This is a genomic window from Pseudocolwellia antarctica, assembly GCF_049933045.1.
In the GTDB taxonomy this organism is placed as follows: domain Bacteria; phylum Pseudomonadota; class Gammaproteobacteria; order Enterobacterales; family Alteromonadaceae; genus Pseudocolwellia.
In genome coordinates this window covers 2,585,474-2,610,932 of the sequence record NZ_CP187926.1, presented here as the reverse complement: position 1 = coordinate 2,610,932, position 25,459 = coordinate 2,585,474, and the positions used below count along the sequence as shown (strand labels likewise).

The following is a 25,459-nucleotide window of genomic DNA, read 5'->3' as shown; positions in this document are numbered from 1 at the left end:
TTACTTAAATAGATTATAAATTATTCATATGAAAAAACTTAATACATTTATCGCGTTAATCGTTTTATGTTTAACTCCTAAAGCCTTTGCAGCTTTAGAAATTGTTATCACCGAAGGTGTTGATAGCGCTAGACCTATTGCAGTACTCCCATTCAAATGGACAGGCACAGGCGTAATGCCAGAAAGCCTTTCTCAAGTTATTAGTAACGATCTACGTCGCAGCGGTAAATTTAACCCTGTATCAGCAAGTACATTTCCTCAAAGACCAAGCAGCATTAGTCAAATTGATTACACCGCTTGGGCAAATAAAGGTATTGAAGCAGTATTAATAGGTGAAGTAAGTGAAGTTGCTATTGGTAGATACGAAGTTAAATATCAGTTAGTTGATGTTATTCGTGGTCAAATAACAGGTGGCAAAACTCAAATGATGAGTAACGGTCAACTTGTACAAGCACAAGATCATGTTTACGTAGACAAAGCCGCTGAAATTACCACCAACCAATTTAGACGTTACGCACATACTATTAGTAATGTGGTATACGAAAAACTTACAGGTACACGCGGTGCGTTCTTAACTAAAATTGCATACATCATCGTAAGAGATACAGGTAAATACCCGTACCAACTGGTTATTTCAGATTACGATGGCTTTAATGAACACGTATTATTGAGCTCAAAAGAACCAATGATGTCGCCAAGCTGGAACCCAAATGGTAACCAACTGGCTTACGTAACGTTTGAAAATCATCAAGCACAAATTTTTAGCATTGACATTTACACGGGTCAGCGCAAAATGATGACCTCGTTCAAAGGTATAAACAGTGCACCTAAATGGTCACCAGATGGTAAACAACTTGCCATGGTTTTATCTAAAGACGGAAATCCAGAAATTTACATCATGGACATAGCCACTAAAAAGCTTCGTCGAGTAACTCGTCATAGAGCTATCGATACAGAGCCAAGTTGGGCTCCAGATGGTCAATCGCTGGTATTTAGTTCAGAACGTGGTGGAAAAGCACAACTTTATCGCGTAGATTTAGTAAGTGGCAAGAAAAGACGCTTAACATTTGACGGCGAAATGAACTTAGGTGGATCAATAACACCTGACGGACGCCAACTCATTATGGTTAATAGAACGAGAGGGCAGTATCATTTGGCGAAGAAAGAGTTAAGCTCTAATCTTTTCCAAGTTTTAACATCAACTCGTTTAGATGAATCTCCTAGTGTTGCTCCTAACGGTGGGATGATAATATATAGTACTTTACATAATAATAGACAGGTATTAAGTTTAGTGTCTGTTGATGGGCGATTTAAAGCTCGATTGCCTGCAAAAGATGGGGAAGTTAAAGCCCCTGCGTGGTCACCATTTTTATAACATAGTAATTTTTGATACATAAGGAATAATAAAATGCGTTTGAATAAAACTGTTAAAGCTCTTGCTGTTGCATTACCAATGTTAGCATTAGCTGCATGTAGCTCTACATCGGAAGAGACTGAAGCAAGCCAAGTTGATACTAATTCACAATCTGTTGTTGAAGATACTGTTCAAGTTACTGCTGCTCAAAAAGAAGCAATGATTGCAGAACAAAAACGTCAACAACTTGCTGACCAATTAGAAGCACTTCGTTCTGAACATATCGTTTACTTCGATTTTGATACTTCTACATTAAATAGCCAGTTCACTTCTGTACTTAATGCACATGCTAAGTTTTTAAGCGAAAACTCAAATGTAAACGTATTAGTTGAAGGTCATGCTGACGAACGTGGTACTCCTGAGTACAACATCGCGTTAGGCGAGCGTAGAGCTAAAGCTGTAGTAACTTACTTAGAAAACATGGGTGTTTCATCTTCTCAGATTTCTGTAGTTAGCTACGGTGAAGAAAAGCCAATGGTTAAAGATCGCAGCCAAAGTGCTTTCGCTAAAAACCGTCGCGCAGTATTAGTTTACTAATCAGGGATATAAATGAAACTGAATAAAGTTTTATTTGGAATGATTTTGTCTGCTAGCACATTTAGTGTGCTGGCAGCGGAGCCAGCTCCAGTTATAGATATTAGCCAACGTAGTGGTTCAAGCACAGGTACTGGCTCTAGAACGTTATCTGAACAACTTGAAAGCTTAGAACGAAAAATTGATTCTCGTAACCAAGCTCAAGTAAATGTTCAAAGACAACTAGACGACCTGCAAAACGAATTAAATGAATTACGTGGTGTAACCGAACTTCATACTCATCAACTCAGTCAAGTCCTTGAGCGTCAACGCGAGCTCTACCAAGAACTCGACAGAAGAGTATCGCAAGCCATCACAGCAGCTCCTAGTCAGCCAGCAACACCTGATTATAACGCATCAAATGTAAACGATGTGGTATACAGCTCTGACGTACCAGAAAATGAAGCCTACGATAGGGCGGTAAATCTAGTACTCAAAGAAAGGCGCTACGAAGAAGCTATTCCAGAATTCAAAGCATTTAACTTAAAATTCCCTAATTCTTCTTATGCGGCTAATGCACATTATTGGTTAGGACAACTACTTTTTAATAAAAATGATTTAGAAGCAGCCAAAGCAGAATTTGAAATTGTTTATAATAAATTCAAAGAATCACCAAAAAGAAGTGATTCAATGTTGAAATTAGCTATCGTTGAGCAAAAATTAAACAACAATGCGACAGCTAAAAGCTTACTAAATGAAGTTATTTCAAACTACCCAACCTCAAGTGCAGCTAAGTTAGCTAAGCCAAGATTGGAAAGTTTACAATAAAGTTGTAGATTCCTTACTCTTATTGCTTTCTTTTTATGCAAACGAACAACAATAACGAAAAAAGTTTAATTTGTTGTTGCACTAAAAAAAATTATGAGTATTATATGCGGCGCGTCAGACGAGTAGTGTGATGCAAAACAAATGTCGGTCGTTAGCTCAGTTGGTAGAGCAGTTGGCTTTTAACCAATTTGTCGAAGGTTCAAATCCTTCACGACCGACCACTTACTTTACCAAGGTATGTGGTTGGCATTTGTAGAATATAAATATCGGTCGTTAGCTCAGTTGGTAGAGCAGTTGGCTTTTAACCAATTTGTCGAAGGTTCAAATCCTTCACGACCGACCACTTTCTTTAAAGTGCGTTATGATATTTATTTGGGAGTTTTAAATCGGTCGTTAGCTCAGTTGGTAGAGCAGTTGGCTTTTAACCAATTTGTCGAAGGTTCAAATCCTTCACGACCGACCACTTCTTCTTTATTTAAATTCTAGTAAAACCTCTGTTCTAAACATTCAAAACAACAATCTCATAATTTCTAGTTCAATATCTCTTATTAAAAAAATTCAATTCAATATCTCGTTATTTATATTTATCTATTTCTCGTTATTCTTATTTGCAAAACTCATATCAAAAAACATCAAGCAAGACTGCTCATAGCAACATAAAGCCAACAGCAATTACATAGAAAGCCCATACAACATACCTAATAAAAAAAGATAATAAAATAACCGAATAATACTGCGAATAAAATAAGCGGCTAAATAAGTAAAAAAATAGCATATCTCCAACCAGGCTTAATCAAACTGATGTACACATTAGCGTTATATTGCCGTATAATTTATGTGTTTAAATTCAAACCTAACTAGAGAATATCCATGTCACAATCAAATTTAGCTGTAGAGTTCGATTTCCAGTTTCCTGCTAAACCTTTACCTCTATCTCCTGAAGAAAAAGTCGAGCATAAAAATCGAATTAAACAATTGTTGATTGAAAAGAATGCGGTACTCATAGCTCATTACTATACCGATCCTGAAATTCAAGCCTTGGCCGAAGAAACCGGTGGCTGTGTTGCCGACTCGCTTGAAATGGCACGTTTTGGGAATAATCACCAAGCAACAACATTAATCGTTGCTGGTGTTAAATTTATGGGTGAAACAGCGAAAGTGCTAACACCTAACAAAACCGTAGTAATGCCAGACCTAGAAGCAACCTGTTCACTAGATCTAGGTTGCCCAATAAAAGAATTTAACGCTTTCTGTGATGCCAACCCAGACAGAACCGTAGTGGTATACGCTAATACCTCAACAGCAGTTAAAGCCAGAGCCGATTGGATCGTCACATCGTCGTGTGCGCTAGAAATTGTTGAACACCTAGACTCACTAGGCGAAAAGATTTTATGGGGTCCAGACCGCCATTTGGGCGTTTATATACAGAAACAAACTGGTGCCGACATGTTAATGTGGCAAGGCGCTTGTATAGTTCATGACGAATTTAAAACAAAAGCCCTAATCGACATGAAATCGTTACACCCCGATGCGGCCATATTAGTTCACCCAGAGTCACCAGCCGAGATCATCGATCTTGCCGATGCTGTAGGCTCAACCAGCCAATTGATTAAAGCGGCTCAAGACTTACCGAATAAAAAGTTTATCGTAGCGACAGATCGCGGCATCTTCTACAAAATGCAACAGCTATGCCCAGACAAAGAGTTTTTTGCAGCACCAACAGCAGGAGAAGGCGCAACGTGTAAAAGTTGTGCCCATTGCCCGTGGATGGCAATGAACGGCCTTAAAGCGATTGAAGAAGCGTTAATCGACAGCTCAGGTAAAGAAATCTTTGTTGATATGGCATTACGTGAAGGCGCATTAAAGTCGTTAAACAGAATGCTAAACTTCAATATAGAGTTTGCAGCAAACAAAATATAATTAAATTTACCGTTTATATATCAATTAAAGCACATTGTTGTTGCGTTATGTTGTTAATTTACCTACCATAGCGCTGCTTTTTTACAGAGCAAAAGCAAAGTAAAAAATGTAATGGAGAGATGGCTGAGTGGCTGAAAGCGCACGCCTGGAAAGCGTGTTTAGGGTCAAACCTAACGAGGGTTCGAATCCCTCTCTCTCCGCCATTTTTTAACCAAGAAATCTAATCAAAATCCCTCGTAAAATCTCGCTAAAAACATTCTAATCCTGAATTATCTTTTTTATATAAGCACTAATCAAATTTATGTTATCAAAATTGCAAAGCTCCATTTACCTCCTGTTAACAACTGCCGGTATTTATTAATCTTAATTATTGATTTATAAAGAAATGATTTATAAAAATCAGCTCTAGCTTTATTGACAAAAAATTGTAAATAGTTGAATGTACATACAAGGATATTGACTTTAATTTAATAGTTGTGCAGAAGGGATACGTAATTGTCACATAATTTCTACAACGATAATGCTACAGAACTTGCCAAACAATACCTTTCAAAATCATTTGAACAGGTACATAAAACCTGGGCGCATTTCTTACCTGCCATTATTAACAATCCTGATGCACGAATACTTGATTTAGGTGCTGGTGCAGGGCGTGACGTAAAATACTTTGCCGAACAAGCGCAACAACGATTTGGTCAAGATCATAATATCCATATTTATGCCGTTGAACCTGCAACAGACCTTGCCAATATTGGCAAACAAATAACAAGAAACATCTCACAAAAAGTCAAAATCACATGGCTTGAAGACTCGTTACCTGCACTAAGTAACGTAACCAAACAAGAAGTCAGTTTCGATCTAATACTGCTAAGTGCCGTTTGGATGCATATTCCACCAAGCGAGCGCGCTCGTTCAATTCGCAAACTTGCCAACTTACTTAAGCCAGGTGGAAAACTCGTTATATCTCTTCGCCATGGGCAAACAGAAGACGACTACAAAACCCGAAAAATGTTTGATGTGTTCGCTGATGAATTAAAACAATTAGCTACCGATGTGGGTTTATTTACCAAACTAGAAACAGCAAAACAAACCGATGAACTAGGTCGTAATCATATTCATTGGCAAACGGTAGTTCTGCAATTACCCGACGATGGCACTGGCGCATTTCCATTCATTCGACACGTTGCCATTAACGATGGCAAATCAGCTACTCATAAGCTAGCATTGCTAAGAGTGTTATTACGTATTGCTGATGGTCATGCTGGTGCTGTATTACGAAGAGAAGCCTCTCCATTTGGCGATCGCGTGATAATACCTGTGGGGTTAGTTGCCCTTTATTGGTGTCACCAATATAAAGACTTAATCGATACATACCAATTATTTCAATCACCGAGTAAAAGTCCAAACATGGGGTTTATGAAACCAGATGGCTGGCACAAACTAACTCACCGTAGCGCTTCCGATTATCGTATTGGTAATTTATTTATAGGTGACGATGCTATCGCTTTACATAAAACAATTTCAGCGGCAGTTAGTAATATCAAAAATATGCCTTGTAAATATATAACGCTCCCTAATAGCGATAAAAGTGTATTTGAAGTTGCGAATAAAACAGTTAAAGCAAAAGACAGTATATTTCTTGATTTGAAAACACTGGAACAATGGGGCGAGTTTTCATTACCAGAAACAACATGGCTCGCTTTTAATCGTTACGTTTGCTGGATTGAACCTGTGCTAGTAAATGAATGGGTAAAAACAATGGCAAGCTATAAAGGCAATGCAGAATATTCATCACCTGCAAAGCAATTTCATTTATACCAAGCATTAAATTGGCTAGAACCTAAACGTACAACTACAGAAGTACGTAAACGCTTTGAACAACTTAAACAGCAAACGCCTGAAATAGCACAATGTGTTTGGTCGGCTAAATCATTAAAGAATAAATTCGAGATTGATCACAGCATGCCATTTGCTCGTTGGCCAAATAACGACTTGTGGAATTTACTGCCAACAGACAGTGTTATCAATAATGAGAAAAGTGACCGACTACCAACTGAACAGAAATTAAAAGAATCTAAAAATCGCATTCAAAATTGGTGGAGTGAAGCTTGGCTGAATGATACCAAACCAGTAATTACTCCAAAGAAAAAAGAGGTGAATGATGTATCAGCTGGTTATGCAATAAGCTCAACATTTTTTACTAAAACACTTACAACCAATGCAAAAATTCAAGATGAAAACACTCAGCTTAAAAGATTTTTTGCCGAAGCTAATATCGCCTTGCCAGGACTAACTTCAGACAACAGTTCAATTGATGACTTGTTTGAAGCATTGGTAATGCAGCGAGGTAGACTGAAAGAAATGCAGCAATTGAGAGAATGGTAAAGTAGCTTAACTTTCCAGCCAATAATAATTAAATAACCTGAGTTAATATGCAAAAAGAAACGTTAAAAAATAAAATAATTGATTTAAAAAAATTTTTAATAAAAAACTAATAACTAAGTACCTTATTACACGACGTATAGGTAGCTTTCATGGCTTTTTATTTTTGACGACATTAATACTAGTTATAGGTGAAAGGATAACTAATATTAAAATAGGAAATATCGGTGTTTACGATTCATTAGCATATATAGGTATGCTCCTTTGGTTAATTCCTGTTATTCGATTAACGTATTTAAAGAAGTTTAAAGGGCCGGCGAATGTTAGTGATGACGAGAGAGAAATAACTAAAGGTAAATTCTTTGTTGAGGCTCTATTCTGGTTTAATTTCACTGTCACTATTTTATACCTAATTGTTTTAATAAACTTTAACATACCCAATGTATTTGTGTGTTTATCCGCGCTATTTTTAGTTATTTACTTAGCTTGTTATCTTTCTAATAAACAATATGGTTGCACCCGTGGTTGGGCAAGAAATGAAACTTATTATTTCTTATTGGAGACACTCGAATAGGAAGTAGAACACCTAGATGTAAATAACAATATTTCATCAAACTTGATGAATCTACATCAAAATTTACACGAATAATTAAAGCTCAACTTCAAGAACGTCAACGCGATATTATTGGCGATTACCTTTCTACAAGTGATTCTGCGTTTTCGTGGATCAAAAACATTAAAAAATAAAGATAATAATTATGACAAATAAAAAAAATAAAACACCGATCGTACTAGACTTAAACAAAGTTGATTTTGAAAGAAATATTACAGGTGGTGATATTTGGCAGCAAGATGCTGTTTATGAGTTTAATAAAAGACTTGAGAAAACCGCTTTGCAAGCAAAAAATCAACCCGAAAATGATCATTGTCAAAGCCCAACTATCATACATGATGCCATTTTTATTGGCGGATCTCGTGGAACGGGAAAAACGGTATTTCTACAAAATATAGAAGGCTTTTGGGGAAATTATAAAAAAGATAAAAGCAATGCACCTAAACTCCATTTTTGTGATTCTATAGACCCTACATTACTAGTAGATCACGATAACTTCGCTAATGTTGTTATCGCACACTTATATAATGAAGTAGAAGCAAAATTAGATTCTAAAAGTTGTGAGAGTTCCAACCAAGATAGTTTTTATAATGCATTACGAGTGGTATCTAAATCACTAGGTAAGCAAGAACATTTAGATAATGGTTTGAGTGGTTTAGATCGTATTATTCAATATCGTAGTGGTATTCAATTAGTTAAACATTTTGATAACTATATCAACGAGTGTGTAAACGTATTAAAGGTTGATGCGATCGTATTACCAATAGATGATATAGATATGGCATTAGAGCGTTCATATGAAGTATTAGATGTGGTACGCCGTTTATTAGGTTGCCCAAAAGTTATCCCTGTGATTACCGGTGACTTAGAGTTATATGAGCCAATAATTACAGATCGTTTTGAACACGGGGATAATAATAAAAGACATGAAATTATTGGAAATGAACAAGCAAAAAGATTGACACAAGAATATTTAAAGAAAGTATTACCCCATCATAATCGTATTAGTTTACAGCCAATAGAAAAATTATTAACAACTATGAGAATTATTGATTTTTGTAAAACCAAAGAAGAATCATTACTTTACCCCAGTTATGTTAAAAAATTAACAAAGTGCTTTTTTGGCCCATTAAATGGGGAAGAGAAAAGTTGTGACTGGCCTAAACCTGAATCTGCACGTGAAGTAACACAATTGATACGTGACTTATCACCCAAAGAATTAGAAACAGAAAATAGAGCTGAATTATGGCAACGATACAAAGTTTGGGCATGTTTAAAACAAGACAGTGTAGCTTATTCAAATGCAGTAACAGCGCAGGAAATCGAAGATTTATGCGATGAAAAAAACAATGATTACGTAACTTTAAATAGGTTACACGCTTTTAATCCGCTACTCCAAATGGAAGACTTAACTCCCAAATGGCGAGGGAAACGATTCTTTGAAGAGCAAGTTGCTAAGAATTTGAATACAGATAATTCACTCGCAACAAACATGTATCAATACTTTAAACAGTATGAAGGTAAAACTATTTATAAAAGCATGCCTGTTATAGAACATTTTTATGGAAAATTTAAGCTAAGCGAAAAAATATTAATAGATGAAGAAGTCATTGATATTAAAGATATAGAAGATGGGATTGAAATAATTAAAAGAAATGATAAACGAATGCTTCTAGATATTTTTACTTTCAATAATTATTACACTTTAGACCTAAAGAGCCACCGACAGATATTTTTCAGTAGAGCATATGAACTACTTGCCGTCTCATTATTAAATTTTGATTTTAATGGAGGCACTAATAAAGAAAATAGTGTATTAAAATGGACAAAACTATTGGAAGACTTATTTGGCCGAGCACCTTTTTATACGGTACCAGCGCTATTTCCGACTAAGGCATTTAATATAAACACATCAAATGATGAAAACGAAGGAAATAATGAAAATAGTATTAAAAATGTATCAAGGATGACAATTAATGAATTAGCCCAAGATATAGCTATCTGGGAAAGGGATAATATAGATAATTTAAAACATTATAAAAATGATTCATTAATGCCTATTCTGTTTTCTGTGTTTAATAAAGTATTTACTCAATTGAGGTTGTTAAAAGATACGATTCAAAAAAGTTCAAACTATACGGATGAGACTCTTGCTGACCTAGCTCTTAGATTTAAATATATAAGCATTAATGCCTTTGCTACTTTTATGAAACCAGCACCTGTGGTTTTACAAAATGTAGCTTTTACACCTAATGTAGATTTGATCCGTGACTTTAAATCTTACAGGAGTGTATCTCCACCGCTAAGAGATAATGTCGGTTATTTTTTCAACTTTTCTGAGGCAGAGACTAAAGAACCATTTTCTAAAATAAAGAATAATTTAGAAGAGGAATGGCACCCTAAAGCACTCTTATTACAGACAATTTCGAAACATCCAATTTTTGAACTACTTGATAAACCAGAAATGAGCAGCGATGTTTTTCCTTTATTTAAAAAGAGAAATAATACAGCTAAAGATTCAGAATTAGCAAAAATAAGTATTCCAGACTTAAATATTGAAGCACTGACACAGGCAGAATTATCTTCATTAAAAGAAAAGTTAAAAAATAGAAAGCTCAATGAAAAGGATCATATTTTAATATTTGGGGTAACCAAGGGTGATATAGCTAGTTGGAGCGATGAACATAAACAGAAAAATAAAGAACTGGTTGTTAATCGAGCTAAATTAATATGTGATTTATTGAATATAAGTTTTAGTAATAGACTGGCACAAGTTAAGTTTTATACCGATAACTTGAAGGGCCTTTAGCAATGTTAATTCTTGATCTTGAATGGCTTACACCAGTAACAAGGATACGTTCAGATCGCTGGCTTGAATTTTACATTCAATACGGTAATGATGGCTCATTTTTAGATAAAAAAAGTAAAGCTGAAAAAACTGCGAACTTAGCATTAACTGACCACCAATTTTATCAAGAGAACATGCACCGACGTGATGATAACCACGCAGCGAATGAAATTTGGGGAAGCGGCCATCAAGCAGATGCAGTTTTAAAGCAACTACAGCTAATGCAACAAAAACTATTAACTTGGCAAGGTAATCACTTTGCGGTTAACGCTAAACATTTGAACCACTGGTCTGCGCTGATAGCTAAGGTCGATCCTGTTTGGTTATTAGCAATAGGTTATAGTGATAAACTAAAGCAAAGTTCATTACAAGTTACCCATGTAATCAAACTAGCAGAGCAACAATGTTTTGCTGCATTTCCTAAACAGTTCAATCAAAAACAGTATGCCGATAACCATGTTCACTTAGGCGGTAATGGTAACTATACGCCAGCATTAGCCGAAATATCTTTGTTTTTAAAAAATAAACCTACAGTATTCAATAATAGTAATGCGACTGGCCCAAAGCTCGCCGAGTTTACTAAATATGCCAGTGGTGAGCGTGATGTGAATGAACTGCCCGTTCTAACTAAACTGCTATTTAATGATTTATTAAACACGCTACTACAAACTAATAAAGTTATAAAAAATTCATGTTCTAAAATAGACTGGCAGCAGCCTAAATTTTGGAGTATTCCGGATGAAAGTGCATCAGAATTGTTAGCGACTCAAGCTCTGAATAATGATGTAGTTAAGCTTCTTAATGCCGCAATTAATTGTTGTCATCAAGACTCTAATAAAATGTGGCTATTAATTGCAACGGCGCTAATCCATCACGCGAATACGAATGCAGCTTGTGATCACTGGTTATACAAATTTAATGCTTATGTTACTTCGAATAATATTCTCCGTTCTATGATGATTAGTACAGGTGTTGGTTTAACAAGCTTTGTTGAACACTTTAGTTTTAAGGCACGCCAAGGTAATGATCAAATAATACCTTATGGAGTTCATAGCTATAACAGTGATTTTGATGAAAACACCTTACGTGAATTTAAGATACTAGATTTACAGGTTACAGCGAAAAATCTCGCGCGTTATGGCTTAGATTTTTTTAAAAAAAATAAATATAGCAATAAACAATTTACCTTTCATTTTAGCCGTTCACTAAAAAAAGGTCAAAAATCAAATGATAGTCGTTACACCACGAAAAGAACTGAATTATTAAAGTCACTACGCAATTTACAAAACGTATTTTCATCATCATCTTTACAGCAACATAAATATTTACAGCTTGGTAGTAAAAAAGTCACTAAATTAAACCTGATCGCTTTAGTCCGTGGAATTGATGTTGCGGGTAACGAAAATGATTTACCCATTGAAGTCTTCGCTCCTACCATTAGGCTATTAAGAGCAGGCCTTTTCTACCCAGATCATCATGAGTTTATTCCTCAACGAAAATTGCACTTAAGTGTTCATGCTGGTGAAGATTTTAGTCATATATTAACAGGCTTAAGAACCATTGATGAAACCGTTGAATTTTGTGATTATCAAGTAAATGACAGAATTGGTCATGCTTTAGCGTTGGGTGTGAATGTTAAACAATGGGCTAAACGACAACAACGAGCTTATGTACCTGTTCGCTCACATTTAGATAATTTAGTATGGGCACATCATTATGCGATTGAAGTAATAAAGACAGCACCTCAGTTTTACGCGGTGTTAGCCATTTTAGAACGAAAAATAGCTAAATGGAGTCATCATTTATTTGGTAAAGAGGTATCAAAATACACTTTATTTGAAGCTTGGTCACTGAGAAAAAACTGCCCTGAATATTTTGATACTGAATTTAAAAGTAGGAGCGAAGAAACAAAGGCTTGGTTGCCAGATAATCAATCTAAGCTAAAGATAAAAAATGATGAAGCAGTTATTTTTTGGCAAAAACATACAGATAGCGGTATAAACAAAACAGATGAAAAAAAGGTAAAAAAAACGATCAGTATCTATTTTGGTGATAACCCACCACCCTTCATTAATGATAAATATAGTGAATTAGTCGATACTTCTGAACTAGATTTTTATGAAGCGTTACAAGATTACTTAATAGAAAAATACAGTGATAAAGGCATTATTATTGAAGCTTGTCCAACCTCTAATATTTATATTGGACGCTTTAAATGTTATTCGGAACATCCTGTTTATCGTTGGTATCCAGCTAAAGATAGTTCACTTAATGTGGGTGAAAAATTTAATCGTTTTGGTATTCGAAAAGGGCCAATCACCGTATGTATAAATACGGATGATGCTGGTTTGATGCCAACAACCATTGAAAATGAACATCGTATCTTAAAAGAAACTGCGATCAATCATTTTAATATAGGTAGTGAAACTGCTGAATGTTGGATTGATAGATTACGAGAGATAGGTGTTGAAGTATTCAAAAGTAACTATATAGATAGCAGGAAATGATTTTTTGATGAATTAGTGATGTAAAAGGGCGTTTGGAAAAATTGCAGCAACTGGGAGGTTGAGTCGCTATCTTTACTTTACCCCCATAATTACAACTCTATAAGGTTAACAATAATTGCAGTAGTAACAATAGAAGACAAAGAATGGGGTTGTGAACATTTAGAGTATCTTGATGACCACAATGTAAAGGCCTGTATTGTCACAATTGATGATTTAAGCCGGATTGCAAAGGAGTTGACTAAATCTATCTTAGATACATCATGGATGCTATCTCTTGATAAAGGAACAAGGAGGTCTTATCAATTTACAGCAAATGAAACAGCACAGGCTCTTGTATCGGTTTTTAAAAATTATAGTGGTACTTTGCCGGTTGGCGCTAAATTTGGTGAAATTATGGTGTCAATGAGCTCAACTCGTTCTTTAGCTGTACTGTTTGATCATAAAGTTGTACCAATTGCAGAGCTTTGGAAACCTCAAAAAAAACAGAATGAAGGCTTTGATTTTCACACTGAGTGTCCTATGAACTTGATAAATTTTGGAGAGGCTAAGTATTCGGGTGTTGTAAATCCGCATGGTAACGCGATAACCCAAGAGGATGGTTTTATTAAAGTTCAAAAGCACTTGAGGGACAGAGTTCATTTAACTAATCTTACTAACCAGTTATCAGTCTATAATTTAGATGATGAAAAATTTGGTGTAGTAGCCGCATTCTCTATTAATTCTAAAAACTTAGCTTCTATCATGGATAATGCATTGAAAAATATCGGAAGTTCCGACTTAATGAACAATGCTCAAGTTGTGTATTTAGTGGGAGTGGTATGCTAAATATAAAAGAGATAGAAAGTACTTTAGATCCTAGAGAAAGCCTACAGAAAATTATCAATACTTTGCACAAAGATGGTCCTGTTGCAAATAAAGTTATTGAAAATCTTACTTATCATAAAATATTTCATCCTGAACTATTCTACGAATTTGAAGAAAAAGTCCTTTCTGTTTTAGGACTGTTTTATAAAATTCCAGCACCAAAAAATTTATATTCATTTCTTCTTTCTGGTATAGGTGAAAGTCACCAAGCTGAATTCGGTGAATACTTAACCCCTGTTCAAGCTAGTGTTAGGTTTGCGGTGGAAGAGCAGCAGTATGTCTCAATATCAGCACCGACTAGTGCAGGAAAGTCCTTTTCAATTAGATATTATATTTTTGGTCTGGAAGGGGATAGTGTAATCATTGTACCTTCAAGGGCATTGATTGCTGAATATATCAAAACAATGAGAGATAGGTTTAAGGATGATAAAAATGTAATGATATCATCTTTTGTTGATTGTGTTTTTACTGAAAGAAAATTAAGACGAATATTTATTTTAACCCCCGAAAGAGCAAGGGAGTTATTCGCGCTTTCATTTAATTTTAAAATATCATTAGTCTTTTTTGATGAAGCTCATATGTCTGAAGAAAAGGAACGTGGTGTTATCTTTGATGTTTTGGTTAGACGAGTTATAAAAACATTCCCTGATGCAAAGTTAGTATTTGCTCATCCTTTTGTTGATAATCCGAATACACAGTTTAATAAACACTCAATTGACGGTGAAAAATCATATTCAAGAGCTTATCCTCATAATACTGTTGGAAAAGCATTTATTTATGGTCATACGAACCATAAAGATTATTATTTTTCTGCCATTTTTTGAAAATGGTCATCATGTAAAAAAGTGTATTGATATTGGTTCAAAATTTGAAAATTTTGCATTTGATGGGACAAAGTCTATTTTAGTTTTTGTATCTAAAGCTTCTATTTACCGAGGTGAATTCATAAATGACTTTCAAAAGTTTATTGATGAATTTGAGTTTTTAGAAAGTAAAAGAGCTCTAGATATAATTAATGATGTTGAAAATTTATTAGGGGCAAATAATAGTGATCATAAATCCAAGCTTGTACATTTACTGAAACGTGGAGTTGTTATACATCACGGATTTGTTCCCTTGGATGTGAGATTTTTAATTGAAGACTTTATTCGAGAAGGGTTTGCAAAAATTTGTTTCGCCACTAGTACGTTAGCGCAAGGTATTAATATGCCTTTTGATATTGTTTGGTTAGATAATATGCGTATTCAAGGGAATAGTGAAGAAGTTTAGCTTTTAAATTCTTATAGGACGAAGTGGTCGGCTTTCTAAAGAGCCAAAATTTGATTTTGGATACGTTTATACAAAAAATCCTCAACTATTATCTTCAAGAGTGAATTTACCATTTAATTTATCGAATGATTCTGTATTAAATATGGATATTAACGATTTTACTGATGAAAGAGAACTTGTTTCATCAATTATTGAAGGAACATTTGACGAAGAAATTAACTTACCAGAATCCAAAGTAGAAAGACTTACAACAGATGAAGTTATAGAGCTATTGAAAGAAGTACTTGAATTAATTTATTCAGATGAATTTGGTTCTAGATTATTCGGTGCGAATAACAGGGGGAATCGTAATGTTGTTAAGCAAAATTTATTAAGGATATTTGAAATATCACTAGGTCGTGATTTACTTGATGGTGAGTCAAAAGTGTTTAATTCAGCTATAGAGATTTTTTTCCACCTTATTCAAGGAAAATCATTCAGAGAGATCGTTGGTATTAGGTATAATCAAATATCTAATAGGGGAGGTAATCCAAACCAACCAGCTAATTTTACGCAACCGGCCAATAAACTACCAGACAGTACTTTGTCCAATATGTTTCCACTTTTTAAAGATACAAAGTCTAAAGATGTAAGTTACGATGCCGTTGTTTTTGATACTTATGACTATTTAGATACAGTAATTTCTTTTTCATTATCTGATGTTTTTATGGGGGCATTTTCAATTTACCATAATGTAACTAGAGATAGTAAAGCAATTAGAATGATTGAGTTATTAAAATATGGAACAAATGATAGTGTACATACATTATTGATTCGTTATGGTTTTCCACCAGATGAAGTTAGCGAAATATCAGAGTACATAGAGCATATTTCAGAAGAGAGTATTTCATTTAAATCTGATATATTCAAAAGCTCAACGCATATTCAAGAGCTGGTTCAATGGTATTTACCTTAGTACAAATCAATCAAGCTAGATAAGTCAAAAACTAGCTTTTAAAATAGGTGTCAAAAATTAAGAGGGTGTTATGGGAAAAACGTATTCCGGTTATATTAGCTAATGGTAAATTTTTCTTTTCAAAACGAAGCATTAGATTTTTTAAAGGTTCATTAAATAGTTTTAACGTAGGTGACGTTATTTCTCGTGAGCATGCTTCTTTCTCAGATATTTATTCCTTATATATGAGATGCCCAGAACTTGTATTAAAATCTGGTTGTATTGAAAATGTTATTTCGTTTAGCGTAGCTAACAGTCGTCAATTTAATTCAAAGTGTTTTCATAGCCATCATAAAGATGGAAGTATTGCTGATTGGAGTAATTCAGCAGCAGTCAAGAGTAAACTAAAGTCTGTATTCGCGTGTTTTTATGATGGTGCGAGGCATAGCTTAGAAAATAAAAATTACCACTTTCGGGATAATGACTTTACAAATAAATGTATACAGTTCGTAGAAATGATGGGTTACCAATTGAAAGACATTCCAGAATAGCCAGTATGAAAGCCTGTATTGCGCATAAACAAATAAGATTTAGCGTGTAAGCGTTCGCTATTGGTGTTGTAACTGAGTTTTACTTCTGTGTTAGGCAGTGATGCTAAAAATTCTACAGCTTTAGCGTCCGTCGCACCCATATACGAGGTGGTAATTATTTTTAATTGTTTACCACTTCGGGTAAAAGATTCTAATTCCTTTTTAAATATACGAATGCCAGCCCACTTAATAAATGACACTAACCAATAGATTTTGTCAGATGGTTGTATTTCTCTCTTAATTTCAGTCTCTAAAGATATGCCCACGTTACTACCACAAAATAACTCACTTTGTGTGAGCCCTGTGATTGGCATGATGGCATCAATGTATTTTGGAAAATCTGCTGAAATAGGGTTAACTTTATCAAATAGAGCAGTAAGTATTTTACCTTGGCTATCCAACAAGTTTTCACTAATTAGTTCTTCATCTTTAATATGGGTACTTAACCATTTGACGATAGTGTTGGCTAAGTTGATTTGATCATGAATTCGAGTATCACTATTGTAATGATTCCATCGCAATTTCAATAATGCGAGTTAAGAATCGAGATAATAATGTAGCTGCTTCTGATGACTCTAATGTGCGTTCGCCAACATAAAAAGAGTCACGATCTAAGTTTTTTTCAACTAACTGAGTTATCAGTTGTTCGTAAATACCAGTTTGATTCATGAAAATCCTTTTTATGACTTAGCTAATGATGAAAACCTTTGTTCGTTTATAAGTAGATTTAAAACCTAATTTTTCTTATAAATCGTCACTTCTATATTTTTACTATTACCAGCAAACCATTTTTGAACATAAATGCTACCAACGATTGGTGGCATTCCATCTTCTGGTACTTCTTTGTAACGAACGCTGTTTTTGTTTTCTTTTTCGAATTCGAATTTTACTGTTTTTTCAGTCATATATTTTCTTGGCGTAGCCATGCTCATAAGGTTTTTTGTATTGTATAGCCGAAGGTAAGTGTGTTCTATATGTTGCTGAATTTTATTTTTATTAATTAGGTATATGAAGTAGAAGAATATTTTTATCGATGAGTATAAGTTTATAGAGTAGGGGATAGCAGAGTTGAACTGGATACTTCTATAAGCGTAGTTATATTTATTTTGTATTAAGGTTTTTTATTTTTGATAATTTTCATACGGAGTGTATAAAGAATTGGTTGCTGGAGCTGTTTATTTTATGAAGAGTGAACTGACGACTTCTATAAATGTAAGTATATTTGTTTTGTATTAATATTGATGTTTTTAATTTTTATACGAGATGTATAAAGAATTAGTTTTGGGAGCCACTTATTTTGTGAAGAGTGAACTGACTATTTCTATAAGTGTAAGTATAATTGTTTATATTAAAGATATTGATTTTTACAAGAATTGGTTGCTGGAGCCACTTATTTTATGAAGAGTGAACTGATGACTTTTATAAACGTAAATACATTTTTTTTGTATTAATATTGATGTTTTTAATTTTTATACGAGATGTATAAAGAATTGGTTGCTGGAGCCACTTATTTTGTGAAGAGTGAACTGACGACTTCTATAAGTGTATTTTTTGTATTAAAGGTGTTGATTTTTACAAGAATTGGTTGCGGGAGCCAGATTTGAACTGACGACCTTCGGGTTATGAGCCCGACGAGCTACCAGGCTGCTCCATCCCGCGTCCGAATGAACTTCTTAAGATATTAAGAAGAAAGCCCTAAAGGTTTTAATTCTCTTTAGAAGAATATGTTATCAATTTATTTTAATTCTAGTTGATATAAAGAATTGGTTGCGGGAGCCAGATTTGAACTGACGACCTTCGGGTTATGAGCCCGACGAGCTACCAGGCTGCTCCATCCCGCGTCCGAATGGTTTAAGTTAAACTTAAACAAGCCAGTAATTATTTATTTCTATTACTAAAGAAAGTTGTCAAAGTTTGGGTTAAGAACCTGTCCCCTGAGAACGAGGCGTATACTAAGGATTGTTAAACTATATTGCAACTAATTTATGTCATTTTTATGATTAAATAATTTCTTCGTACGTTCTTTAAACAAATCGTAGGTTATTTGAATGCTTTATAAATACTATGCTTAAAAATCAAGCATAGTCGCAGTCGTTTCACCGGTTTTAAAAAGTTGGTTATTAGTAAAGTTTATGGCCCCAGCTTAATTTATTTCGCAAAACGTTGAAGTAGTTGTGATCAAGTGGGTGGATAAGCCTAAGACAATTTTCACTCTTTTTGATAATAACTTCGTCTCCTGGCATTACCGCTAGTATTACATGACCATCGCAACTGACTTGTAGGTTTTCATAATTTTCGTTGGCAAGTACGAGTTTTATTTCACTATTACCGTCTACTACAATTGGTCGGCTGGTTAATGTGTGTGGAAACATTGGCACTAAAGACAGTGCATTTAGGTTAGGCGTAAGTATAGGTCCGCCTGCCGACATCGAATAAGCTGTTGAGCCAGTAGGGGTTGATATAATTAAACCGTCGGAACGTTGGCTGAACATGAAGCTGTTATCTATATACACTTCAAATTCTATCATGTTGGCAACTTTACCTGCATGCAGTACAGCTTCGTTTACTGCGCTGTTGCTGCTTTTTAGTTTTCCGTGGCGATACACTTCGGCTTCTATAATAAAGCGTTGCTCTGAACGAGACTCACCTTTTAATATGGCTTCAAGTGGTTCTATTATGTTGTCGGGCGCTAAATCTGTTAAAAAACCTAGGTTGCCACGGTTAACACCAATAACGCCAATGTTGTAACAAGAAAGTACTCTTGCTGCACCTAACATGTATCCATCGCCGCCAACTACAATCGCAAGGTCTGCTAGTTCACCTATTTCTGTTAATGGGTGAACCGACATATTTTTGATATCAACAGATTGGGCTACCGAATGCTCTACTACCACGTGATAATGGTTTAAGCGCAAATATTCGTGTAATGCCTCGATAGTTGCTTTGGCACCTTCATGATTAGGTTTGCCAATCAGTCCTATTGTTTTATATAGTTGAGTCATAATGATTTTATTACGATCTAATGTCGTTATTAGTTATATTAGGTAAAGTTTCGCTGGTATTTATCTCATTGTAAAGACCACTTTTTTATAATTGATTCACATTAGAGCTTGAATAGCAGAAACAAATCCCCATAATTAGCTGTAATTAGATTTAAATCATATTTTTGTAGTTTCTAGAACTAAGTTTACCCTGGAGTTTTTCATGACTAACGAGTCAACAGATAATAAAAGTGCTGAAGAAGTTTTGGCTGATGAAATCGTTCAACAAGCTGAAGCGCAAGTTGAAGAACAACTTGATAATGCGGCTGAGAATATTAGCCCAGAGCAAGAAAAAATTAATGAGCTTGAATTAGCTTTATCTGCTGCGCAAGCAACGGTAGTAGATCAAAAAGATTCAGTTATTCGTGCTAAAGCAGAAGTAGACAATGTTCGTCGTCGTGCAGCACAAGATGTTGAGAAAGCTCGTAAATTTGCTTTAGAGAAGTTTGCATCTGAGTTATTACCTACAGTTGATAACCTAGAACGTGGTTTAGAAAATATTGATGCCGAAGACGAAAAGCAAAAAGTGATTGGCGAAGGTGTTTCTTTAACACTACAAGGCTTAATCGCAGCTTTAGACAAGTTTGGTGTTAAAGCGGTTAATCCACAAGATCAACCTTTTAACCCTGAATTACATCAAGCCATGTCTATGCAAGAAGTTGAGGGTGTAGCACCTAATACGGTTATTGCTGTTATGCAAAAAGGCTATGAGCTAAATGGTCGTTTAGTACGTCCAGCTATGGTTATGGTATCTAAAGCACCAAGTGTTGATACTACTGCTTAATAAATATTAAGTTACAATTAAAAAAGATATAACGATTAAAATTAAACGCAAGTTTGATTTTAATCGTTTTTTTTATCTATTCAATTACGACTTCCTTTTTAGTCTTTTCTTCTCTCTATAGATATTGGTTATTTAAATAGCTGATATATTCTTCAAAAACTCTAGCTCATCACTCTTTCGTTTTATTTTCAGTTAACGTTCGTGCTTTAAAAAAATATAAGTAAATCAATTGGCTTATGCTGCGTGGTTAATCGGTAGGGCTTGTTTTATCTGTTCATTCGGATTTTTATATTACCTTTCTTTGAACTGTGGTTTTGCTTCTTACCTGAAATTTTCATGGTTTGTCCTCAGTATTTTTTGATCTTATTCATTATTTTTATAATACTTTTTATATGCCAGTGCTTAAATCTTATGTGCGATTTTTAAGCTTTTTATTATTGGGTTGATGAATTTATGCTTATTTGTTGATGATGTGAACTTGGCTGAAAACATAAGTGATTGAAATTCAAATCGACTAAAGACAAAATATTAAGATAATAAATGATTGAGATGAATTTTTCTCAACTTACAAACTCATGTTTTATGTGTAAGGTATTCGAATAATTTTACATATATTAATAGTAGTATCCCAAAGGAATTAAGATGGCTCTTTTTTGTTTAAGTAAAGCACGGATTGTTGTTTTGCTCGGTTTTAGTTTAGGTTTTATGGCTTGTTCAGACAATAACGAGGTTGTTAAAAAAGCACCTAAAGCTAAGCCCGCAGCAGCTGTAGTTGTTGGTTATGTTGAACAGCAACGTGTTGCAAACGAAATTGAAGCGGTAGGTACATTAATCGCCAATGAATCTGTTTATATTACGGCGACGGTTACCGACAATATAACCAGCGTTAACTTTGAAGACGGACAAACCGTTAAAAAAGGTGATGTGTTAGTTACGCTAACAAACGATGAACAAAATGCTGAGCTGGCTGAAGCGCAAGCTAATTTAACTGAGTCTATCCGCCAAGTTGAACGTTTAGAAAGTATTGGTGCTTCTTATGCTTCAAAGTCAGGTATTGAAATCGCTAAAGCTAATGTTGAAGTGAACAAAGGGCGATTAGAAATAACTAAAGCACGTTTAACCGACCGTATTATTAGTGCGCCTTTTTCAGGTGTTTTAGGCATAAGAAGAGTAAGTGTTGGTGCGTTAGTTACACCAGGCTCTGAAATTGCACGTCTTGACGATATTAGTGTGCTGAACCTTGATTTTACTGTGCCTGAAATTTTCTCGCATGGGCTTTCAAATAATAGCCGAGTTACTGCGACAAGTTCGTCAATTTCGGGCGAGCAATTTGAAGGTACTGTAAGCTTTTTTGATAAGCGTGTAGATCCTACAACACGCGCTGTTTTAGTTCGTGCAAAAATTCCTAACCCAGATTTAAGTTTATTGCCTGGCATGTTGATGAATGTAACTTTGTATTCAAAAGAATATCTTGCCGCTATTGTTCCTGAAGGCGCATTACAGCAAGTCGGTAATAACTCGGCTGTGTTTGTAGTAAAAGATGATTCAACCGTTGAAAAGCGCAAAGTAATTATTGGCAAACGTTTACCAGGTAAAGTTGTCGTTAACCAAGGTTTAGAGATTGGTGAAACGGTAGTTGTTGATGGCACGTTAACCTTGCGTGATGGCTCTGCTATTAGTATTAAAAATCCTGAGCTTGCGCCTGTCGCTTTATCAAATCTTAATGATGAAAAAACTGCAAAAGATAAGGTTGCTGAACAAGTAACTGCTGAAAGTACTGAGAGGTCTTAACCATGGTACTTTCAGATATATCCATAAAACGTCCTGTTTTTGCTACCGTTATTTCCATTATTATGGCGGTATTTGGTTTATTCGCTTTTCAGGAATTATCAACGCGCGAATATCCTGATATTTCTCCTGCTCAAGTTTCTGTGTCTACAGACTATCCTGGGGCAGCAGCTGATATTGTTGAGAACCGAATAACCCAAGTGCTTGAAGGCGAACTCAGTGGTATTGAAGGCATTAAGTCGATGCGCTCTACTAGTGTTGATGGTCGTTCATCTATCAATATGGAGTTTGTATTAACGCGCGATATTGATGCTGCCGCTAATGATGTACGTGAACGTGTTTCAAGAGTGCGTAGACGTATTCCAGAAGAAGCTTTAGATCCTCGAATTAATAAAGCAGATAGTGATGCTCGTCCTATTATTTATATCAGTTTAGTGTCTGATAGCTGGTCGACAATGGAGCTTACTGATTATGCTGACCGTTATGTAAAAGATCGTTTTGCGGTAATACCAGGTGTGGCGTCAGTAAATGTGCTTGGTGGTGGTGATCCTGCTATGCGTATTTGGCTTGATAAGAAAAAGCTGATTTCGCGAAACCTTACCGTATTAGATGTTCTTACGGCTTTACAGTCTGAAAATATTGAACTGCCTGCAGGTATTATAGAATCTGAAACACGTGAGTTTCCCGTTAGAATATCCAGGGCTTATGGCAGCGCAGAAGACTTTAGAAAACTCGTTATCGCCCAAGGTGATGACGGGCATTTAGTACGCTTGGCTGAAGTGGCTGAGGTGAATGTAGATCGCGCTAATTTCCGTCGAGTATTCCAAGTCAATAATAATGACAGTATGTCGATTGGTATTGTTAAGCAATCAACGGCCAATACGGTAGAAGTGCTTGATGCTATTCATGAAGAAATTAAAGCGCTAGCTGATGCTATGCCGAATGGCGTAAAGGTTACAACATCGGGTGATGCGTCTGAGTTTATTCGTGCGGCCATTGAAAACGTATACGGTACTATTATCGCTACGTTAATTTTAGTGGCGTTAGTGCTGTGGCTATTTTTAGGTAACTGGCGTGCGTTAATTATTCCTATTGTGTGTATTCCTTTATCGTTATTAGGATCTTTTGTTGCCCTGTGGTTTTTTGGTTATTCAGTTAACTTAATTACTTTGCTGGCGATGGTGCTTTCAATTGGTATGGTGGTGGATGATGCCATTGTAGTGCTCGAAAATATTTACCGACGTATTGAAGAAGGTGAGCCTCCGCTGTTAGCTGCATACAATGGTGCTAGGCAAGTTGCCTTTGCTGTTGTTGCAACAACCGTAGTATTGATTGCGGTATTCGTGCCTATTGGTTTGGTAAAAGACAATACGGGGCAAATATTTGCTGAGTTAGCGGTGGCGATTTCTGCTGCTGTTATCTGTTCTACTATCTTAGCCTTAAGTATGGTGCCTATGATGTGCAGTAAGTTATTGCACAAAGGTGATAGCAACAATGTGTTAGTACGTATTGTTGATAAAGGCATGAACGGTTTAAGTCGCTTGTATGAAAGAAGCTTACGCCGTAGCTTGAACTTTTTATTGTTACCTGTATTTCTCGCTATTTTCTCTGGCGGCGGCGCTTATTATATTTTCATGAACTTGAATCAAGAATACGCACCAACTGAAGACCAAGGTACCTTAATGGCACGAATAAGTGCTGAAGAAGGCACGTCTGTTGAGAAAATGCGTAGCCTTATCGAGCAACTTACAACACCTATGTTAGACAAAGTAGAAGATGGCTCGTTAACACGTGTTCTATTTGTCGCGCCTGCTTTTGGTACACAAGCACCAAACTCTGCATTTAGCCGTATTAGTTTTGCTGATTGGGATGAACGCGACATTTCAGTATTTGAGTTGCGTAAAGAGTTGATCACCGAATGGGGTAAAATACCAGGCATACGCACAGGTATATTTATGCCTAACGGTTTAAGCCGAGGTGGTGGTGGCAGCCCAGTTCAATTTGTTATTCAAGGCGATAATTACGAGAACTTATTAGTGTGGCGTGATCTTGTATTGGAAAAAGCCGAAGAGAGTGGTTTATTTACTTCGATCGAGTCTGACTTAAAAGAAACACAGCAACAAATTCATTTAACTATCGATAAAAACCGTGCGGCTTCACTTGGCGTTACCATTAGCGATATTGGTTTAACCTTGCAGGCGTTAATGGCAGAGCAAGAGGTGTCTCAATACATTAATGATGGTTTTGAATATCCAGTAATTCTTGCCCTTGTTGCTGACCAACGTAATACCAGTGAAGATATTCGTAATATTTTTGTGCGCTCACGTTCAAGTGGTGAGTTGGTGTCTTTAGCTAATGTGATCACCGTTGAAGATAAAGCCGATATTGCCTCGTTAGAACGTTACAACCGTTTACGTGCTGTTACTTTAAGTGCAGGTTTGGCTGCTGGCGTGACTTTAGATCAGGCGTTAGATTTTCTCGAAACAACGTCGAAAGAGTTATTACCACAACAAGCTAAAATTGATTACAAAGGCGAGTCGCTTGAGTTCAAAGAATCTTCTGGTGGGTTACTTTTTGTATTTGGCTTTGCGCTTCTCATACTATTTTTAGTGATGGCAGCTCAGTTTGAAAGCTTTGTGCATCCTACGGTTATTCTCTTTACTGTACCCCTTGCTGTTGTAGGTGGGCTTTTAGGTTTATGGCTAACTGACTCTACCTTTAACATATTTAGCCAAATCGGCTTTTTAATGTTGATAGGTATAGCGACTAAAAATGGCATATTGCTCGTTGAGTTTATTAACCAATTACGTGATGAAGGTGTGGAGTTTTCTGAAGCTATTATCGGTGCCTGTAAAATTCGTTTACGCCCAGTGATCATGACAACGGTTTCAACGGTTGTTGGGGCAATTCCTTTAGTATTTGCTGAAGGGCCAGGGCAGGCGAGTAGAAATGTATTAGGTATTGTTATTTTATTTGGTGTAACTATTTCAGCCATATTAACGTTATTTGTTATTCCGGGCTTTTATAAGTTACTTGCCCGTAATACTAAATCGCCAGAAGCCGTGACTAAAGAATTACTTAAATTACAGCAGGCTGTTAAAAAAGATTAAATAACAATATTAGGCATAATTGCTTATCCAGTTTTCAGGTTAAATAATCATTCT

At 35.6% G+C, this 25,459-nt stretch carries 17 protein-coding genes, 6 tRNA genes and 1 pseudogene; 19 read left to right on the top strand and 5 right to left on the bottom strand.

Annotation, left to right across the window (positions count from 1 at the left end; genetic code table 11):
* The first annotated feature begins 28 nt into the window (after positions 1–28).
* From tolB to ACPUVN_RS11190, 16 genes are all read left to right on the top strand, one after another.
* On the top strand, positions 29–1,375 hold the full coding sequence (tolB, locus tag ACPUVN_RS11265; RefSeq protein WP_426360231.1) for a Tol-Pal system beta propeller repeat protein TolB: 1,347 nt from the start codon (positions 29–31) through the stop codon (positions 1,373–1,375).
* A 33-nt stretch (positions 1,376–1,408) separates the two neighbouring features.
* A complete protein-coding gene (gene pal / locus ACPUVN_RS11260; protein WP_426360232.1) occupies positions 1,409–1,951 on the top strand; it encodes a peptidoglycan-associated lipoprotein Pal in 543 nt (180 codons plus the stop codon).
* A gap of 12 nt (positions 1,952–1,963) precedes the next feature.
* On the top strand, positions 1,964–2,755 hold the full coding sequence (gene ybgF / locus ACPUVN_RS11255) for a tol-pal system protein YbgF (protein ID WP_426369123.1): 792 nt from the start codon (positions 1,964–1,966) through the stop codon (positions 2,753–2,755).
* 145 nt (positions 2,756–2,900) lie between these two features.
* Positions 2,901–2,976: transfer RNA gene (locus ACPUVN_RS11250), tRNA-Lys, on the top strand.
* A 46-nt stretch (positions 2,977–3,022) separates the two neighbouring features.
* Positions 3,023–3,098, top strand: a tRNA-Lys gene (locus ACPUVN_RS11245).
* Between the two features lie 44 nt (positions 3,099–3,142).
* Positions 3,143–3,218: transfer RNA gene (locus tag ACPUVN_RS11240), tRNA-Lys, on the top strand.
* 407 nt (positions 3,219–3,625) lie between these two features.
* Positions 3,626–4,675: a quinolinate synthase NadA gene (gene nadA, locus ACPUVN_RS11235; RefSeq protein ID WP_426369122.1), complete on the top strand. Its 1,050-nt coding sequence runs from the start codon at positions 3,626–3,628 to the stop codon at positions 4,673–4,675.
* Between the two features lie 113 nt (positions 4,676–4,788).
* A tRNA-Ser gene (locus tag ACPUVN_RS11230) sits at positions 4,789–4,878 on the top strand.
* Positions 4,879–5,170: 292 nt separating this feature from the next.
* On the top strand, positions 5,171–7,060 hold the full coding sequence (locus tag ACPUVN_RS11225; protein WP_426369121.1) for a methyltransferase domain-containing protein: 1,890 nt from the start codon (positions 5,171–5,173) through the stop codon (positions 7,058–7,060).
* Positions 7,061–7,815: 755 nt separating this feature from the next.
* Positions 7,816–10,479 carry a hypothetical protein gene (locus ACPUVN_RS11220; protein WP_426369120.1) on the top strand — a complete coding sequence of 888 codons (2,664 nt, stop codon included), beginning with the start codon at positions 7,816–7,818 and terminating at the stop codon, positions 10,477–10,479.
* 2 nt (positions 10,480–10,481) lie between these two features.
* Entirely contained in the window at positions 10,482–13,025 is a 2,544-nt protein-coding gene (locus tag ACPUVN_RS11215) for a hypothetical protein (RefSeq protein ID WP_426369119.1), read from the top strand.
* A gap of 234 nt (positions 13,026–13,259) precedes the next feature.
* A complete protein-coding gene (locus ACPUVN_RS11210; protein WP_426369118.1) occupies positions 13,260–13,850 on the top strand; it encodes a hypothetical protein in 591 nt (196 codons plus the stop codon).
* Positions 13,844–14,713: a DEAD/DEAH box helicase gene (locus ACPUVN_RS11205; RefSeq protein ID WP_426369117.1), complete on the top strand. Its 870-nt coding sequence runs from the start codon at positions 13,844–13,846 to the stop codon at positions 14,711–14,713. Before ACPUVN_RS11210 ends, ACPUVN_RS11205 begins: the two co-directional genes overlap by 7 nt.
* Positions 14,667–15,158, top strand: a complete 492-nt coding sequence (locus tag ACPUVN_RS11200) for a hypothetical protein (RefSeq protein ID WP_426369116.1) — start codon at positions 14,667–14,669, stop codon at positions 15,156–15,158. The genes ACPUVN_RS11205 and ACPUVN_RS11200 overlap by 47 nt, the downstream gene beginning before the upstream one ends.
* A gap of 142 nt (positions 15,159–15,300) precedes the next feature.
* Positions 15,301–16,113: a hypothetical protein gene (locus ACPUVN_RS11195; protein WP_426369115.1), complete on the top strand. Its 813-nt coding sequence runs from the start codon at positions 15,301–15,303 to the stop codon at positions 16,111–16,113.
* A 47-nt stretch (positions 16,114–16,160) separates the two neighbouring features.
* The gene (locus tag ACPUVN_RS11190; protein ID WP_426369114.1) at positions 16,161–16,643 is read left to right on the top strand and encodes a DUF3223 domain-containing protein; all 483 of its coding nucleotides are present in this window, start codon (positions 16,161–16,163) and stop codon (positions 16,641–16,643) included.
* Here the strand turns inward: ACPUVN_RS11190 and ACPUVN_RS11185 are convergent.
* The 5 genes and pseudogenes from ACPUVN_RS11185 to nadK all read right to left on the bottom strand — a co-directional run.
* Positions 16,628–17,351, bottom strand: a pseudogene (locus ACPUVN_RS11185) (DUF3427 domain-containing protein); the annotation flags it as partial. The gene ACPUVN_RS11190 and the pseudogene ACPUVN_RS11185 overlap by 16 nt on opposite strands.
* A gap of 65 nt (positions 17,352–17,416) precedes the next feature.
* The gene (locus ACPUVN_RS11180) at positions 17,417–17,587 is read right to left on the bottom strand and encodes a hypothetical protein (RefSeq protein ID WP_426369113.1); all 171 of its coding nucleotides are present in this window, start codon (positions 17,585–17,587) and stop codon (positions 17,417–17,419) included.
* 677 nt (positions 17,588–18,264) lie between these two features.
* Positions 18,265–18,341 (bottom strand) — tRNA-Met (locus ACPUVN_RS11175).
* Between the two features lie 105 nt (positions 18,342–18,446).
* Positions 18,447–18,523 (bottom strand) — tRNA-Met (locus ACPUVN_RS11170).
* 279 nt (positions 18,524–18,802) lie between these two features.
* A complete protein-coding gene (nadK, locus tag ACPUVN_RS11165) occupies positions 18,803–19,684 on the bottom strand; it encodes an NAD(+) kinase (RefSeq protein WP_426369112.1) in 882 nt (293 codons plus the stop codon).
* Between the two features lie 202 nt (positions 19,685–19,886).
* On the opposite strand from nadK, the gene grpE reads away from it, so the two are divergent.
* The 3 genes from grpE (at position 19,887) to ACPUVN_RS11150 (ending at position 25,405) form a co-directional block, all read left to right on the top strand.
* Positions 19,887–20,507 carry a nucleotide exchange factor GrpE gene (gene grpE, locus ACPUVN_RS11160; protein ID WP_426360238.1) on the top strand — a complete coding sequence of 207 codons (621 nt, stop codon included), beginning with the start codon at positions 19,887–19,889 and terminating at the stop codon, positions 20,505–20,507.
* Positions 20,508–21,149: 642 nt separating this feature from the next.
* Positions 21,150–22,298, top strand: a complete 1,149-nt coding sequence (locus tag ACPUVN_RS11155; RefSeq protein ID WP_426360239.1) for an efflux RND transporter periplasmic adaptor subunit — start codon at positions 21,150–21,152, stop codon at positions 22,296–22,298.
* A 2-nt stretch (positions 22,299–22,300) separates the two neighbouring features.
* Entirely contained in the window at positions 22,301–25,405 is a 3,105-nt protein-coding gene (locus ACPUVN_RS11150) for an efflux RND transporter permease subunit (RefSeq protein ID WP_426360240.1), read from the top strand.
* The last annotated feature ends 54 nt before the right edge of the window (positions 25,406–25,459 follow it).

Excerpts from the sequence above, each read along its gene's own strand:
- nadA (WP_426369122.1), top strand. The coding sequence starts at position 3,626 with ATGTCACAATCAAATTTAGCTGTAGAGTTCGATTTCCAGTTTCCTGCT.
- nadK (WP_426369112.1), bottom strand. The coding sequence starts at position 19,684 with ATGACTCAACTATATAAAACAATAGGACTGATTGGCAAACCTAATCAT.
- ACPUVN_RS11180 (WP_426369113.1), bottom strand. The coding sequence starts at position 17,587 with ATGACTGAAAAAACAGTAAAATTCGAATTCGAAAAAGAAAACAAAAAC.
- ACPUVN_RS11215 (WP_426369119.1), top strand. The coding sequence starts at position 10,482 with ATGTTAATTCTTGATCTTGAATGGCTTACACCAGTAACAAGGATACGT.
- grpE (WP_426360238.1), top strand. The coding sequence starts at position 19,887 with ATGACTAACGAGTCAACAGATAATAAAAGTGCTGAAGAAGTTTTGGCT.
- ACPUVN_RS11195 (WP_426369115.1), top strand. The coding sequence starts at position 15,301 with ATGGATATTAACGATTTTACTGATGAAAGAGAACTTGTTTCATCAATT.
- pal (WP_426360232.1), top strand. The coding sequence starts at position 1,409 with ATGCGTTTGAATAAAACTGTTAAAGCTCTTGCTGTTGCATTACCAATG.
- tolB (WP_426360231.1), top strand. The coding sequence starts at position 29 with ATGAAAAAACTTAATACATTTATCGCGTTAATCGTTTTATGTTTAACT.
- ybgF (WP_426369123.1), top strand. The coding sequence starts at position 1,964 with ATGAAACTGAATAAAGTTTTATTTGGAATGATTTTGTCTGCTAGCACA.
- ACPUVN_RS11220 (WP_426369120.1), top strand. The coding sequence starts at position 7,816 with ATGACAAATAAAAAAAATAAAACACCGATCGTACTAGACTTAAACAAA.
- ACPUVN_RS11205 (WP_426369117.1), top strand. The coding sequence starts at position 13,844 with ATGCTAAATATAAAAGAGATAGAAAGTACTTTAGATCCTAGAGAAAGC.
- ACPUVN_RS11150 (WP_426360240.1), top strand. The coding sequence starts at position 22,301 with ATGGTACTTTCAGATATATCCATAAAACGTCCTGTTTTTGCTACCGTT.
- ACPUVN_RS11200 (WP_426369116.1), top strand. The coding sequence starts at position 14,667 with ATGGTCATACGAACCATAAAGATTATTATTTTTCTGCCATTTTTTGAA.
- ACPUVN_RS11155 (WP_426360239.1), top strand. The coding sequence starts at position 21,150 with ATGGCTCTTTTTTGTTTAAGTAAAGCACGGATTGTTGTTTTGCTCGGT.